13 protein-coding genes and 1 riboswitch are annotated in these 14,769 nt (G+C 45.4%); of the genes, 4 read left to right on the top strand and 9 right to left on the bottom strand.

Annotated elements, in window-relative coordinates; genetic code table 11:
* Positions 1 to 47 precede the first annotated feature (47 nt).
* A complete protein-coding gene (locus tag ACN0RF_RS02210) occupies positions 48 to 488 on the bottom strand; it encodes a VOC family protein (protein WP_417437916.1) in 441 nt (146 codons plus the stop codon).
* Positions 489 to 680: 192 nt separating this feature from the next.
* Between ACN0RF_RS02210 and ACN0RF_RS02205 the strand changes: the two genes are divergently transcribed.
* Positions 681 to 902 (top strand): hypothetical protein, encoded by a 222-nt coding sequence (locus ACN0RF_RS02205; protein ID WP_153849176.1) that lies wholly within the window; start codon positions 681 to 683, stop codon positions 900 to 902.
* Here ACN0RF_RS02205 and ACN0RF_RS02200 read toward each other — a convergent pair.
* The 6 genes from ACN0RF_RS02200 to ACN0RF_RS02175 form a co-directional block, all read right to left on the bottom strand.
* Positions 895 to 1,611, bottom strand: coding sequence for a M48 family metallopeptidase (locus ACN0RF_RS02200; protein WP_417437915.1), 717 nt, complete (start codon positions 1,609 to 1,611; stop codon positions 895 to 897). The genes ACN0RF_RS02205 and ACN0RF_RS02200 overlap by 8 nt on opposite strands.
* Positions 1,595 to 2,422 (bottom strand): ion transporter, encoded by an 828-nt coding sequence (locus tag ACN0RF_RS02195; protein WP_110013234.1) that lies wholly within the window; start codon positions 2,420 to 2,422, stop codon positions 1,595 to 1,597. Before ACN0RF_RS02195 ends, ACN0RF_RS02200 begins: the two co-directional genes overlap by 17 nt.
* Before the next feature lie 11 nt (positions 2,423 to 2,433).
* Positions 2,434 to 3,231, bottom strand: coding sequence for an undecaprenyl-diphosphate phosphatase (locus ACN0RF_RS02190; protein WP_417437914.1), 798 nt, complete (start codon positions 3,229 to 3,231; stop codon positions 2,434 to 2,436).
* A gap of 85 nt (positions 3,232 to 3,316) precedes the next feature.
* A complete protein-coding gene (locus ACN0RF_RS02185; RefSeq protein ID WP_011234684.1) occupies positions 3,317 to 3,661 on the bottom strand; it encodes a hypothetical protein in 345 nt (114 codons plus the stop codon).
* 81 nt (positions 3,662 to 3,742) lie between these two features.
* Positions 3,743 to 5,083: a lysine-sensitive aspartokinase 3 gene (lysC, locus tag ACN0RF_RS02180; RefSeq protein WP_417437913.1), complete on the bottom strand. Its 1,341-nt coding sequence runs from the start codon at positions 5,081 to 5,083 to the stop codon at positions 3,743 to 3,745.
* A 96-nt stretch (positions 5,084 to 5,179) separates the two neighbouring features.
* A riboswitch (Lysine riboswitch) is annotated at positions 5,180 to 5,357 on the bottom strand.
* Between the two features lie 44 nt (positions 5,358 to 5,401).
* Positions 5,402 to 6,451, bottom strand: a complete 1,050-nt coding sequence (locus ACN0RF_RS02175; protein ID WP_417437912.1) for an NAD(P)-dependent alcohol dehydrogenase — start codon at positions 6,449 to 6,451, stop codon at positions 5,402 to 5,404.
* A 136-nt stretch (positions 6,452 to 6,587) separates the two neighbouring features.
* Between ACN0RF_RS02175 and ACN0RF_RS02170 the strand changes: the two genes are divergently transcribed.
* The 3 genes from ACN0RF_RS02170 to ACN0RF_RS02160 are packed head-to-tail and all read left to right on the top strand — an operon-like array spanning position 6,588 to position 12,206.
* The gene (locus ACN0RF_RS02170; RefSeq protein WP_417437911.1) at positions 6,588 to 9,500 is read left to right on the top strand and encodes a ligand-binding sensor domain-containing protein; all 2,913 of its coding nucleotides are present in this window, start codon (positions 6,588 to 6,590) and stop codon (positions 9,498 to 9,500) included.
* On the top strand, positions 9,497 to 10,372 hold the full coding sequence (locus ACN0RF_RS02165) for an MBL fold metallo-hydrolase (protein WP_417437910.1): 876 nt from the start codon (positions 9,497 to 9,499) through the stop codon (positions 10,370 to 10,372). Before ACN0RF_RS02170 ends, ACN0RF_RS02165 begins: the two co-directional genes overlap by 4 nt.
* 19 nt (positions 10,373 to 10,391) lie before the next feature.
* Complete coding sequence (locus tag ACN0RF_RS02160) at positions 10,392 to 12,206, top strand: DUF885 domain-containing protein (RefSeq protein ID WP_417437909.1); 1,815 nt, start codon at positions 10,392 to 10,394, stop codon at positions 12,204 to 12,206.
* Position 12,207: 1 nt separating this feature from the next.
* On the opposite strand, the gene ACN0RF_RS02155 is transcribed toward ACN0RF_RS02160, so the two are convergent.
* Positions 12,208 to 13,602: a phospholipase D family protein gene (locus ACN0RF_RS02155; RefSeq protein ID WP_417437908.1), complete on the bottom strand. Its 1,395-nt coding sequence runs from the start codon at positions 13,600 to 13,602 to the stop codon at positions 12,208 to 12,210.
* Positions 13,599 to 14,768 carry a vWA domain-containing protein gene (locus tag ACN0RF_RS02150; RefSeq protein WP_417437907.1) on the bottom strand — a complete coding sequence of 390 codons (1,170 nt, stop codon included), beginning with the start codon at positions 14,766 to 14,768 and terminating at the stop codon, positions 13,599 to 13,601. Before ACN0RF_RS02150 ends, ACN0RF_RS02155 begins: the two co-directional genes overlap by 4 nt.
* Position 14,769 lies beyond the last annotated feature (1 nt).

Raw genomic sequence — 14,769 nt, 5'->3', positions numbered from 1 at the left:
TACTTACATAGTTTTGTGGCGCAGATTATAGAGGATCTGCCCTTTAATTACCATTCGCCAATGTTTTCCATAGAGGTCCACGGCTCTTCCGGCGGTAAGTTGTCACCCTTCTGTAGTAGCTCAATTGAGATATTGTCCGGTGAACGCACAAAGGCCATATGGCCGTCTCGCGGCGGCCGGTTGATAATGACACCGTTATCCATCAGCTTTTGGCAAAGCTCGTATATATTCTCAACCCGAAAAGCTAAATGGCCAAAATTACGGCCGCCGCGGTAAGTTTGTGGATCCCAGTTGTAGGTAAGCTCCAGCATGGGAGCCTGATCTTTCTTCGCTCTTTCAATGTCAGCCGGCGCTGCTAAAAAAACCAGGGTGAAACGCCCTTTTTCTACCTCCTTGCGGCTGACTTCCTGCAAACCGAGTAAATCACAGTAGAAATTTAAAGACTGTTCTAAATCATGTACACGCACCATCGTATGTAAATATTGCACCGCTAATCTCCTGTTTGTTCAATTAGAGCTTCTGCACCACGCTCAATAAGATCGACACACTCTTCGCTTCAAAGTACGGATAGGACGCCTGCAATGGTTCATCAATATTTTGTTCACTTTCCAACCTTTTCTTGATTTAAATTAAAGATGCATTTAATATGCATGTATTGAAATGCATTAGGAGTGCTTCTGATGAAACCACGTAAACTTCTACAAACCTCTAATGCCTCTATGGGGGTGTTTTTATTGCTTTCAATCGTTGTTTTTTATCTGGCCTGGTTTCAGGAAGAGAACTTACCTTTGATGCTGCTTGTTTTTTTGCATTTATCACAAGTGATCTTAGCCGGTCTATTTAAAGTGGCGTATGTATTCAGACTAATTGCGCAGAATCAGCTAGGTGAAGAGCTTAGATAAACTGGTTGGTCAGCTTCTTTCGTTCGCGCCAGTCCGGAAGAAACTCATCCATTAAAGCGTAAAAGCGTGCGTTATGATAACGCTCAAAGAGGTGTGTTAGCTCGTGAACTAGCACGTACTCCAGACATTCCACCGGCTTTTTAACCAGTTCCAGGTTGAGCCATATTTTTTTGCTTCGTATATTACAGCTACCCCAGCGGGTTTTCATTGCTCTGATGCCGAAGCTGTTACTGTATGCTCCCATCCGCGGTTGCCAAATATTGAGTAAGGCTTCAATTTCCTGGCTAAGTTGGTCACGATACCAGCGATCCATAATCTTTTTACGTTTATCAGCATTGTAATGTGGCAGAGAAACCAGTTGTAACTGCTCACCCTCACATTTCACTGAGGCTCCGCGCTTTTTAACTGCAACATCCAGTGTGTGACTTTTACCCCAAAGCTTGTGTTCCTCTCCTGATACAAACTGAAGTTCTGGTGGACTTGGCTGCATAGCAACTCTTTCACGTTGCTTTATCAGCCAATCGTGACGTTCAAACAGCCAGCGTTCAATTTCATTTAGCGAGCACTGCTTAGGAGCTGAGACTTCAACATCGCCTGAAGGCGCACGCACCCTTAAATACATATTTTTTATGCGCTTACTTTTAACCGTAACAGGAATATCGTTAATAAGAAGTTTTGCGCTGTATAGGCTTTTACTTTCTTTCGACATCTTGCTGAGCCACGATCAGTTGTTTTAATTCGCGAATTTCCTGTTGCAGATCGCTTATAGTAGGTTCTTTGTCCACGAAGCCCTCACCCAAGCCGTCCTCAGTAAGTTCAATTTTCCGGCTCTCTTTATCCATGACGTTAATCACAATACCAATAACCATATTCAAGAACGCAAAAGCGGTCAGGAAAATAAAGGTCATATAGTAAATCCAGCTCCAGCCGTACACTTCCATGGTTTCGTACTGAATGTCTGTCCAGTCCTCAAAAGTCATCACCCTGAACAGCGTGAGCATTGAAGTGGCGATGTTGTCCCATAAGAACGGATTGATATCGGCGAATAAGTAACTGCCAACAGCCGCATAGATATAAAAGATAATAAACATCAGCAGGACGACATATCCCATCTGCGGAAGCGCTTTGAGCAAGGAGTTTATTAAGGTTCGCAGCTCCGGAATAATTGATATCATTCTCAGTACCCGGAATATCCGAACCAATCGCGCCAGCAGAGCCAGTTCAGAATCATTTATAGGTATGAGACTCATGATTACAACCAGAGTATCAAACACATTCCAACCGTCTTTGAAAAACGCTTTCTTATTGTCTTCAGCGATGAAGCGAATGCTAATCTCAATTAAGAAGAACAGCGTGATAAAGAGATCTAAACCGTACGTCAGGCTATTAGCAAAAGCCGGTAATTCGTAGGTTTTTGCTCCAATTTCCAACGCCGATATAATGATTACGGCGACCACTAACGCTTCAAATGTTTTGTTGCTTTTAAGCCGAAATAACTGCTTTTTGAGGTTTTCGTACATAAATTATCGACTCAGAAAAATAGAAAATACAACACAACCGCCAGCACCAGCCGGTAGATAACATAAGGCCACATACCAAAGGCATTCAGCCACTTAAGGAAAAAGTGAATAGCCGTAATGGCGGTTAAAAAAGACACAATGCCGCCAACTAAAAAACCTAACCAATCTACGGCTATAGACTCTGAAGCTATGGTTAATAACTTTACCAAAGCCGCCGCCGCCGTAATTGGAATGGCCATAAAAAATGAAAACTTTGAAGCTGATTCCCGGTTTAGCCCTAAAAACAACCCGGCGGTTATGGTTGCTCCAGAGCGAGAGGTTCCCGGAATAAGCGCTACAGCCTGAGCAAGACCAACAATAATCGCGTCTTTGAAACCAATATCCTGCAAAGTTCTGCTGCCCCGGGCGAATCTATCTGCAGCAGCCAAAAGTACAGCAAACACAACCGTAGTGGTTATGATAACTCCTACGGCCCTTAGCGCAGTATCTATGTAATCCAGTAACAATATTCCGGCAATGCAGGCAGGTATAGTTCCGATAACAACAGCCCAACCTAATCGGCTTTGTCCAACATGCTGGCGTGCCGCAATAGAACGAAGTCCGTCAATAAAGAGTTCACTGACATCTTTGCGAAAATACAGAATTACGGCGAGTAAAGTACCGACATGAACAGCAAGATCAAAGCCTACACCCTGATCGTCCCAGCCGGTAAGTATAGGCATTAAAATTAAGTGAGCAGAGCTGGATATTGGAAGAAACTCGGTTATTCCCTGGATAATGCCCAGGATGATCGATTGTAAGAAATCCATTAAAAATGCTCGCCTTCATTCTGCTCAAATAGAAAGCGAGCATTATAGTCAGTTTCGTCCTTAGAACGAAAGTAACATTAAGCGATTAGGCGCCACATTTACCTTCTTCTGACTTTTCACCTTTTTTCTCAGACTTTTCATGTTTCATTTCGTCACCACGCTTTCCTTCGCCGCATTTGCCTTCTCCACACTTGCCTTCCTTAGCTTTGTCTTTCATATCTCTTTTATCTTTCATCTCTTCAGATTTTTCTTTCTTCTCTTCGCCACATTTACCTTCACCACACTTCATTTCCTGTGGTTGAGACATTTCGTAGCCAGACGACAGTTCGGTGGCTTCAAAGGGATTTGCCTGAGCAGCCCCCATACTCATTGCTGAAGCGACGGAAAGAGCCGATGTAATTGCCAGAGTTTTCGATGTCAGTTGTTTCATAATAATCACCTGAATTTGGTTGCCAGAATCTTTTTAACTGTAGTTTATATTTACAATAAATAGACAATTATTTACACATTATTAACGCAATATTCTGTCGTGCAAAGTGCGGATTACATTCTCGCCTTCATTGTCTGCGACAAGAAAGCATAAGTTATGTTCGCTGGCTCCCTGACATATGAGCCTCACTGCATAATCATTAACGGTGTTAAAAGTCAGCTGACTAATGTGTGCATCTCGCCCAATGCCGTTACCAATAATAGCAACAAGAGATAGACCTGTTTCCACTTCAACCCGACAAAATTGCTCCAGTTCTTCCAGGGCTGCTGCCGGTAATAAAGCCTGCCCATTCGCTGCACTGCCGCCTTCATCCAGAGTTAACGCAATGCTAACTTCTGAGGTGGTAACCAAATCAACACTCACGTTATACCGAGCCAGTATTTCAAAAAGCCTTGCGAGGAAGCCGCTTGCATGCAACATATTCAGGCTATGAACAGTCACTAAAGTCTGGTCACGGCGCAGCGCAATAGCGCGAACATCGGGCCGGCTTGTCGGACTGGCAGAAATATAGGTCCCCCCAGAAAGCGCATCCTGACTGTTACCGATAAATACGCGAATGTCGTTTTTTATTGCCGGAGCCAGGCTTGATGGGTGCAATATTTTTGCCCCAAAGGTGGCCAGCTCCGCTGCTTCAGAAAAGCTCATTTCCGCTATAGCACGTGCACTGGGGCAGATTCGGGGATCGGTAGTATAAATGCCCGCAACATCGGTCCAAATTTGTAAATCCGTTGCATTAAAGCCTGCCGCTAAAAGCGCCGCACTGTAGTCACTTCCACCGCGGCCCAGAGTCGTTGTCTGGTTATTTTCATCAGAACCAATAAATCCCTGAGTTACCCGCACACATCCGGACTCAAGCTTTTGTTTCTGCTCCAGACAATGAGATTTTGTAGTCACTTCATCTGGCTGAGCGCGGCCAAAATCACTGTTGGTTTTAAGTAGCTGCCGGGCATCGAGAGTACTGGAGCGCAGTCCCTGCTCAACAAGTAATGAGGAAAATAACAGGCTTGAGCAACGTTCACCAAAGCTCAGCAACTCATCTCGCCATGAAGCTCGGCCTTCTGTGGTTTTTTGGCAATGAAGCGCGAGTTTATGGTGCAGTTGCTCTAATGATTTTTGCACCTGGCTGGCATTTTTGAGCTTTTTCTGAATAGCGAAATGAATCTCGTAGATCTCATTTAATAGCTTTTCTACCTGCATTCCCTGTTGGGCTGCTATCGCTACTAAACGGTTAGTCACACCCGCACAGGCACTGACAACCACCAGACGGATAGATGGATTACTTTGAATAATTTCAGCACAACGGAGCATTGAAGCGTAATCAGCGACGCTTGTACCTCCGAACTTTGCAACGGTAAAAGTCACAGATTTCTCCCGAACAAGACAACAAAAGTGTTCGGAGAACTTAGGCTTTGCAGAAAAAATATCAGTAGCTGGATTTAGCCACTAATGGGGGATGCAAACACCAGAAGCTCTCCACCTTAAAGGTGACAGTCGCGGGTGTTCAAACCCTGCAACCGGCAACATTGCGCCAAAATGACAATATTACCTCGGCGTGACATCCCCTCTCTTTCAACTTAAATCTGGCTTTGGCGGCCTAAGTTCAAAAGTCCCTGATGTACGCACCTCTTCTCGGCATGAATTAGACCACGCCAAATAAAGCGCGGTCAATTCATTTGCGATTTAAGACTGTTTTAATGTGTCCATATCAATAACGAAACGGTATTTCACATCACCTTTTTTCATACGTACAAAGGCTTCGTTAATATTCTGGATATCAAGCATTTCCACATCACAGTGAATATTGTGCTCGGCACAGAAGTCCAGCATTTCCTGAGTTTCAGGAATACCGCCAATTAAAGACCCTGCCAGTACACGGCGTTTCATTACCAGTGCTCCGGCTTGCAACGCTGGGTCAACAGGTTCCAGTAAACCGACCAGAATATGAGTCCCATCAACTTTAAGGCAGTTAATATAAGGGTTTAAGTCATGTTGCACCGGTACGGTATCCAACAAGAAATCAAAAGTCTCAACGGCCGCTTCCATTTGCTCATCGTCGGTTGAGATGATGACATTATCTGCGCCTTGTCGTTTTGCTTCAGCAACTTTACTTTCCGAACGAGTAAAAATAGTGACTTCGGCACCCATGGCTTTGGCGAACTTAACGCCCATGTGACCCAGGCCACCCATACCAATAACCCCAACTTTATGCCCTTCTTTCACACCAAAGTGACGTAACGGAGAGTAAGTTGTAATGCCCGCACACAATAATGGTGCCGCTTTTGCCGGGTCGAGTTTTTCCGGCACTCGCACCACAAAACGATCGCTGACCACTATCTTTTCTGAGTAGCCGCCGTAAGTCACACTTTTATCGTGCAAGTCTTCACCGTTGTAAGTTGGAACCATTCCATTCAGACAGTACTGCTCCAGCCCCTGCTCACATGAAGAGCACTCGCGACAGGAGTCGACCATACAGCCAACTCCAACCGAGTCGCCTACTTTAAACCCTTTAACCTTGTCGCCGACAGCCGTGACTTTACCGATAATCTCATGCCCCGGCACGACCGGATAAATGGTTCCACCCCAGTCGTTTTCTGCATAATGAATATCTGTATGGCATACGCCACAGTAAGTGATATCTATAGCAACATCGTCGCTGCGCAATTCACGACGTTCTATTGGGTGAGGGGCTAACTCAGAAGTTTCTGATTGTGCGGCATAGGCTTTCGTCATTTGTTGCTCCTTTAATTTGATTTATCACACTAATGTACTCATCAATTCATTTTTTAGATTGTAGTCCTTTTGAGTTATTGCAACCCAGTCAGGGACAACATACCATTCAAAAATGCTGTTCAATAATTGAAGATCTATGAAGTATCATTTTTCCTTACTGCTGGTAGCCCTGTTTCTGTCTCTGAAGGTATCAGTGGCGGCAGCTTTTGTTGATGAAAATAGTGCAGAAAATGAAATACGTCCACTGAGCGACTATTTGATTCGACACTGGGAAACCCGCGACGGTTTGCCTCACAACTCTATCAATGAAATTATTCAAGATAATAAAGGCTATTTGTGGTTTGCAACCTGGCAGGGACCAACCCGCTTTAACGGTCGTCGTTTTGATATCTACGATAATTTACGCGAGACAGGGTTACCCGATATAGGTATGTATACCTTAGCTTATAGCCCTTGCGATGGCAGCATATACGTTGCCGGTAACCGTGGAGGCATAGCCCGTTTTTATGATGGCCATTGGCAAACACTTCAGTCAGCGCCACCTTTTGTTAACGATTTAGCCATTGATAGTAACTGCAATCTCTGGGTCTCGACTTCAACGCTGGGAATACTGGTTTATAAAAATAATGAACGTATTGCTCAGTTCACTACTGAGCATGGGCTGAATTCTATGTTCATTTTTGACTCGCTTGTGGACTCCGACGGCAGCCTCTGGGCGGCGACAAATAAAGGTCTACAGGTAAAAAAAGCAGGTAAGTCGAAGTTTATCGATATAACAACGATTCCAGAGGACGTTATCATCACTTTATTCGAGCTAGACGATAACCATTTAATCGTCGGTACAGAGAAAGGCCTTTATAAACAGGTTAATGATACCGAGTTTGAAGCTTTTAAACCTGAAATTGACAGCAGAATAAGTACTATTTTCCAGACTGCCGACAACCAAATCTGGCTAGGAACCTACCAGGATGGCTTGATAAGAATAAACCAGTCGGGTATCGAAAAATTCAGCACCAAACAGGGTTTACCGAATAATCACGTGCTCGACATTATTCAGGACAAAGAAGGCAGTTTTTGGGTAGCAACGCACGGCGGTCTGGTACAGTTCAGAGATTCCTTATTTGCCTCTTATACCACTAAAAATGGGCTCACGGGAGACTATGTCCGAGCCGTAGCTGAAAATAAAAACGGCGAAATTATTGTTGGCTCCAGCGTTGGAGTCTCTGTTATTGATGAATTTGATATTACCCCACTGGCTGCTAACACCGCATTAAGCGACTTGTCCGTATTGTCTCTGGCTTATGACGACGAGCAAAAGCTCTATATCGGCAGTTATACGGACGGTCTCTATATCTGGAACGGTAAAAAAGTTACCCGACATTTCACTAGTGACGACTTGCTTCAATCGAATGAAGTGCGGCAAATAGCGCTCAATGCGCAACTGGGAGTTTTTCTGGCCACACCCAATGGTGTCACCCACTTGTACAAAAATGCAGAAAACACCTGGGTATCACAGCATATTCCCTTAAAAGATGTGCTGTCGAATGACTTTGTTATGGCGCTGTATCTGGATAAGCATGGGAAGCTTTGGGTGAGCTCCGGTGGCGGAGTCGCGCAAATAGAAGTTATTGCCGAAGATGAAGGTTTTAACTATCAAATTAACCCCATTGATTTAACCCATCTTAATAATGCACAGCTCGCCTTTCATATCACTGAGCGGGGCGATTATCTCTGGATGGCAACCGACCGTGGGCTTATTGTTCATAATATCGATAAGAATAGCTGGCAAATTTTTAATCGTGATACCGGACTTCCTTTCGATAATTTTATGTCCGTTGCCTTTGACGGCGATGGAAACCTTTGGCTTGGCTCCAGCCGGGGGCCTATCATGGTCGAACATGACTCATTTACAGAGGTTTTAAATGGGCAGGCAGACACGCTGGACTTTCAACGTTATACCGAAGTTGATGGTCTTGAAAGTGCCCAAATTAATACCGGTGGCCCCTCAATTCTCGAAAGCTCCGATGGCCGCATCTGGCTTGCTACAAGTAAAGGCGTCTCTGTCGTTGACCCGAATACCATTACCAAAATTGGTAACCTCCCTCCGGAGGTCAATATTGAATCGGTAAAGGCGGACAATGAAACCGTTATTTTTGGCGAAGAATTAAGCGCAGATACTGATCGCATTGTATTTGAATTTGTTGCTCCCGGTTACCTTATGGCTGAGCACATTGATTATCAGGTACGCTTAGAAGGTTTTGATGAAGACTGGGTGGATAAAAACTCATTCAATTCAGTTGAATACACGACTTTGCCGGCCAAAGACTACGTTTTTCAGGTAAGAGCAAGATACCCCGGAGGCCAGTGGAGTCAGCCCGACTACTTTTCATTTCGGCAGTCCGCTCATTTTTGGATGCAACCCTGGTTCTGGATTATAGCCTCTTTAATCACTGCCCTGCTGGTTCTGATTATCGTTCGGGCGCGCCTTAATCAATACAACAGAACCCGTTTGCAACTCGAACAAATGGTCAAAGAGAAAACCGCCGACCTGGAAACCATGGCTCGACAAGACCCGCTGACCAATCTGGGTAACCGTCGGGCCTTTGATGAGCGGTTGCAGCATGAACTTAATCGTTGTCGACGCGACGGAACCTATTTAAGTCTGGCCATTCTTGATGTCGATTATTTTAAAGAAGTTAATGACCGCTATTTGCATACTATCGGTGATAAAGTGCTTATTCGTCTGGCCGACATTTTAAATGATGAAATAAGAGACATAGACTATGTTGCCCGCTGGGGTGGCGAAGAATTTGCGGTTCTCATTACCAACTCTGAACTGGAAATTGCCAGAGAAGCCAGTGAGAGAATGCGCGAGCGTATTGCTACAACCCGCTTTGATGACTTGGTTGAAGATATGAAGATTACCGTTAGTATTGGTGTAGCCAGCAGCTACGACTATGCTGATCATTCAAGTTTACTAGTTGCTGCAGATAAAGCTCTGTACCAGGCCAAAAGTGAAGGCCGCAACCGTGTGGAGTCAAAACCATGAGTGAAGTAGAGAAAATTCAGGTTAAGGCGCTTTTAGATAACGACAGCGAAACTTTCAGCTATGTCGTTTACGACTCAGAAAGTAAAGATGCCCTTGTTATTGATCCGGTACTAGACTTTGACTATGCCTCCGGGAAAACCTATACAGAAGGTGCTAACCGTATTATCGAGTTTGTAAAAAGCAATAAGCTTAATGTTGCCTGGTTATTAGAAACTCACGCTCATGCTGATCACTTAAGCGCGGCGCCTTATTTAAAAGAACATCTTCAGGCACCTATTGCTATTGGTGAACACATTACAGAAGTGCAGAAAACGTTTAAGCAGGTTTATAATCTGGATAAAGAGTTTCTCCCTAACGGCGAACATTTTGACAAACTTCTGCAAGACGGTGAAACCTTTCACCTTGGTTCAATGACAATTCGGGTGATACATACACCGGGACACACACCCGCAGATATTGCCTACGTAATTAATGAAAACAAAGTGTTTGTCGGTGACACACTTTTTAACCCCGATGTTGGCACTGCCCGATGTGATTTTCCGGGTGGCAGTGCGAGTACCCTGTACCGTTCTATTCAGAAACTGTTTGAACTGGAAGACACCACCGAGGTGTATATTTGCCACGACTATCCGCCAGAAGGACGTCAGCATCAATGCAAAACGACGATAGCGGATCAAAAGCGAAATAACATTCATGTTGGTGGCAAAGCCACGGAAGCACAGTTTGTGAAATGGCGTGAAGAGCGCGACGCAACACTGAATATGCCCCGACTCATTATTCCATCAATTCAGGTAAACATTCGCGCCGGACAGCTCCCGCCTGCAGAAGATAACGGCACTGTTTATCTGAAGGTTCCACTGAATCGCTTATAATCAATAGCAGGTATTTAACATGATAAAGAAAACCACTCTCGCTATTTCATTGTCGCTGCTTATCGCCGGTTGTGGACAACCGCAGCAAACAGACAAAAATTCAGAATCACAAACAAGTTCAATAAAGCAGTCGTCTCAAACCGACCAATTGCAGGAAATTTATAACGACTATTTTGATGAAAAACTGCAACTGAACCCTTTATTAGCCACTTACATTGGCGATAACCGCTACAACAATTTGCTACCTAACTTCTACTCCGAAGAACACCGGAATAAATCTCTGCAGTTAGAAACGCGTTATTTAGAGCAAATTAAGAATATTAACGCTGAACAGCTGCCCCGCTCTGAACGAATTAGCTACGAAATTTTTAAGCGTAACCGCGAGTTGGCTGTTGAAAGTGCTCAATATCCCGATCATCTGATACCTATTAATCAGTTTTACAATATTGCCGGACGACTCGCGATGCTGGCGTCTGGCACCTCGGCACAATCCTTCGATACTACGGAAGATTATCGTGCCTGGGCCAGTCGCATGGAAAAAATACCCAGACTGTTTGATCAGGCCATTGAGAACATGAAAAAAGGCGTTGAACAGGATATTGTTCAACCCCGGGTGTTAATTGAAAAAGCCATTCCTCAAATTGAGGCTCAAATTACAGAGGATGTCACCGAGAGTATTTTCTGGCGACCTGTTGCTGAGTTACCAGACGACATTGCAGACACCGATGCCGAGGCTATTCGTAAACAGTACCGGGACATTATTACCAATACGGTCATCCCCGCTTACCAGAAGCTGAGCGATTACCTGAGTAACGAGTACTTGCCGGAAACTCGCACCGAGAGCTTTGGTCTGGGGCAACTCCCCGGCGGCAAGGGCTGGTATGACTATCAAATAAAAGCCAATACATCGACAGAGCTCAGTGCTGATCGCATCCATAAAATAGGTAAAGACGAAGTTTCCCGTATTCATGATGAAATGCGTGACATTATGGAAGAAACGGAATTTGAAGGCGATTTACAGTCGTTCTTCGATTTCATGACCAACGACAAGCAATTCATTTACGAAAGCAGAAATGAAATGCTGGAGGATTACCGTTCTTTACGCGGTTCCGTTGATAATACCGTGGATAAATTGTTTGATATCTTCCCTCAAGCCGAATACGAAATTCGTAAAGTTGAAGAGTTTCGCGAACAATCGGCGAGCTCAGGGTCTTATCAGGCAGCCCCTACAGATAATTCACGTCCGGCCATTTTTTATCTGAACACTTACGACTTGTCGTCTCGTCCCAGCTGGGCTAAAACCGCTTTGTTTCTGCACGAAGCTGCTCCCGGACACCACTTCCAAATTTCTATACAACAAGAGCTGGAAGACTTACCCAAGTTTCGTAAATTTGGGCGGGAAACCGCCTATACCGAAGGCTGGGGGCTCTATTCGGAAGCTCTGGGTTACGACATGGGGCTTTATGATGACCCATACCAACGTTTTGGTCAGCTTGCGGCCGAACTGTGGCGGTCTATTCGGCTAGTGGTTGATACCGGCATTCATGCAAAAGGCTGGAGCCGCCAGCAGGTGCTGGATTACATGTACGACAACGCACCGGTCGCCGAAGCAAGGGCTGTATCTGAAGCGGAACGCTTTATGGCACTGCCCGGACAAGCACTGGCTTACAAAATTGGGCAACTAAAAATTAGTGAGCTGCGCCGCGAAGCAGAAAGAAAGCTCGGTAAAAACTTTGACATCAAAGCCTTTCACCGTGTGGTTTTAGAAGACGGCGCCGTTCCGCTTACTGTGCTTGAGCGTAAGGTGAAACGTTGGGTTGCCCAACAACTCTAAACTAGAGTAAATGATCAACCGGTAACCGGGCGGTTAACCAAACCGCCAGACGTCGCCAAATACCGGCTCCCGGCTCTTTATACAGTCGTAACGCCGGTATTTTACTTTTATCCAGCCAGTACAGCTTATAAAAACGGTTGATTCGAGCCTCATAGGTTCGTAATGGCAATTCGTGCTCAAACATTGCGTTAATTCTTTTCGCCATTTCCACCGACTCAATTAGAAGCCCTGACTCTGTATTAATTTGCGCTGAACGCGGGTCAAAATTAAATGAACCACCAAAAACTTTTTCATTGTCCACTGTCACCGTTTTAGCATGCAGGCTAGACGCCGAACGCCTAAAATAAGGACGCACATTTTTGCGTAAAGGTTTTTCCTCTGTTCGTTTCAGTTCAAACAGTTTTACACCTGACAACAACAGACGACGTCGATGTCGCTGGTAGCCCGCATGCACGGCCGGAACATCAGTCACAGCCAGTGAATTCGTCAGCACGCGAACTTTTACGCCTTGCTCCGATAAATTCTCCAGCTCTTTAACACCCGCAGGTGTCGGCACAAAATAAGGAGAGACCATAACAATAGATTGCTTTGCCAAACCCAGGGTTTGTGCCAGCTGCTGCGTTACCAGACGGCTGGGTTTGCTATCAGGCTGAGCCTTTAGAGGATCATCGCTGACAACCGTTGCGCTTGCCTGATACCAGGTTTCGGTGTCACTTTCGGGCTTGTCAGTGAGGTGTTCATCGGAAAGCACAAACTGGTGCAAATCTCTAAGTTCCGGTTGCTTTTGATAACCCTTCCAAATGTCGTTAAACAATCTGGGTTTATCCGACGACCTTATTGCATTAACCCCAATCGATAAAGCGCAGTCCCAGTATTGCTGCCAGTCCTCAAGTAACCTTTTAACAATTTTACCTTTCGCAATAACATCAAGATCATAAAACAATTGTCCGGCATGGGTGCCGAAATACTCGTTACCAATATTTCGTCCGCCGACAATACCCACTTCAGAATCTACCAGCATGGATTTATTGTGCATTCGTCGGTTCATGCGCTTAAAGTCGGTTAACCAGTTTAACCAGCGCCAGCGTCTGTGTTTAAAAGGGTTAAAAAACTTTATATTAAAATTAGTGCGGGAAGATAAGTCCCGTAATAATGGCTCTAATGGTTTGCTGTGCAAATCATCCAGCAGGAGATCAACCCGAACACCACGCTCAACTGCATCCAGTAACTCCTTCAGCATAGTGAGACCACTGCTGTCAGGGCGCCACAAATAGTACTGTAACGCAATATGGTGCCGGGCCTGGCGTATTAACCTCACTCGTTCAACCAGCGCCCGGTGAGCATTGCCTAATAATTGAAACTGATTGTCCGGGCATGCCGGCAGTAAAGGTGTCATCGCAGTCTGCTCATCGCCCTTTCAAGTCCATCGAGAGTCAATGGATACATTCTTCCACCCACTAAGTCATGAATCATTCTTACCGACATATAATAACGCCAATGCTCCTCTGGCTGCGGGTTCAGCCAGGCGACTTTTTCAAAATGACGAGTCAGCCGGTTTATCCATGCTTCGCCGGGCTCTTCATTCCAGTGCTCGACACTGCCCCCCGGATACGCTATTTCGTACGGCCCCATAGTAGCGTCGCCGACAAATAGCAGCTTATAGTCCTCGCCATAAGTCTGAATTAACTGCTCAGTCGAAATTTGCTCCTCACGCCGGCGCGAATTCTCCCGCCACACGCCTTCATACACGCAGTTATGAAAGTAAAACAACTCCAGATGCTTGAACTCGTTTTTTAATGCGCTGAACAACTGCTCGCACTGGTACACGTAGTCGTCCATTGAACCGCCAACGTCTAACAGCAGAATAATTTTAACCGCATTATGACGTTCGGACTGCCACTTCAAATCAAGTAAACCGCCTTTTTTTGAGGTGGCTTCAATGGTGCCGTTTAAATCGAGCTCAGTCGCGGCACCGGTGCGGGCAAACTGGCGCAGCTTCCTGAGTGCCACCTGAAAGCCTCGCTGCTCAAGCCGGGCATTATCGTCCAGATCTCGGAACTCGCGCTTGTCCCATACTTTAGCTGCGCTGCGGTTCCGATTGCCGTCCTGTCCAATGCGAATGCCGCCGGGGTGATAGCCATACGCACCAAAAGGCGAAGTTCCGCCGGTGCCTATCCACTTTGAGCCGCCCTGGTGACGCTTTTGTTGTTCTTTTAAGCGCTCCTGAAAGGTTTTCATGAGCTCATCCAGACTGCCCAGCTGCTGAACCTTACTCTTTTCTTCATCGCTCAGATTGCGTTTCAGCGCGTTCTCTAACCAGTCTTTCGGGATTTTCTCAGTCACATCAACCTTAGCAACTTTATCCACATACTCGCTGAAAGCACGGTCGAACTTGTCATACTGGGACTCATCTTTTACCAGAATAAGCCGCGATAAATAATAAAATTGCTCTACATCGGCAAAAGCTAAGTTTGCTTTCATAGCACTAAGTAAATCCAGCCATTCGGTAATACTGGTTTTTAGTCCGTGCCGCCGCAGGGTTTGAAAAAAATCAATAAACATA

It is taken from the genome of Idiomarina sp. (genome assembly GCF_048260185.1).
Taxonomy (GTDB): Bacteria; Pseudomonadota; Gammaproteobacteria; order Enterobacterales; family Alteromonadaceae; genus Idiomarina.
This window is presented reverse-complemented; position numbering and strand designations above follow the sequence as displayed.

What these genes read in the sequence shown, in the direction of transcription:
- ACN0RF_RS02205 (WP_153849176.1), top strand. Translation starts at nt 681, where the DNA reads ATGAAACCACGTAAACTTCTACAAACCTCTAATGCCTCTATGGGGGTG.
- ACN0RF_RS02200 (WP_417437915.1), bottom strand. Translation starts at nt 1,611, where the DNA reads ATGTCGAAAGAAAGTAAAAGCCTATACAGCGCAAAACTTCTTATTAAC.
- ACN0RF_RS02195 (WP_110013234.1), bottom strand. Translation starts at nt 2,422, where the DNA reads ATGTACGAAAACCTCAAAAAGCAGTTATTTCGGCTTAAAAGCAACAAA.
- ACN0RF_RS02190 (WP_417437914.1), bottom strand. Translation starts at nt 3,231, where the DNA reads ATGGATTTCTTACAATCGATCATCCTGGGCATTATCCAGGGAATAACC.
- ACN0RF_RS02185 (WP_011234684.1), bottom strand. Translation starts at nt 3,661, where the DNA reads ATGAAACAACTGACATCGAAAACTCTGGCAATTACATCGGCTCTTTCC.
- ACN0RF_RS02175 (WP_417437912.1), bottom strand. Translation starts at nt 6,451, where the DNA reads ATGACGAAAGCCTATGCCGCACAATCAGAAACTTCTGAGTTAGCCCCT.
- ACN0RF_RS02170 (WP_417437911.1), top strand. Translation starts at nt 6,588, where the DNA reads ATGAAGTATCATTTTTCCTTACTGCTGGTAGCCCTGTTTCTGTCTCTG.
- ACN0RF_RS02165 (WP_417437910.1), top strand. Translation starts at nt 9,497, where the DNA reads ATGAGTGAAGTAGAGAAAATTCAGGTTAAGGCGCTTTTAGATAACGAC.
- ACN0RF_RS02160 (WP_417437909.1), top strand. Translation starts at nt 10,392, where the DNA reads ATGATAAAGAAAACCACTCTCGCTATTTCATTGTCGCTGCTTATCGCC.
- ACN0RF_RS02155 (WP_417437908.1), bottom strand. Translation starts at nt 13,602, where the DNA reads ATGACACCTTTACTGCCGGCATGCCCGGACAATCAGTTTCAATTATTA.
- ACN0RF_RS02150 (WP_417437907.1), bottom strand. Translation starts at nt 14,768, where the DNA reads ATGTTTATTGATTTTTTTCAAACCCTGCGGCGGCACGGACTAAAAACC.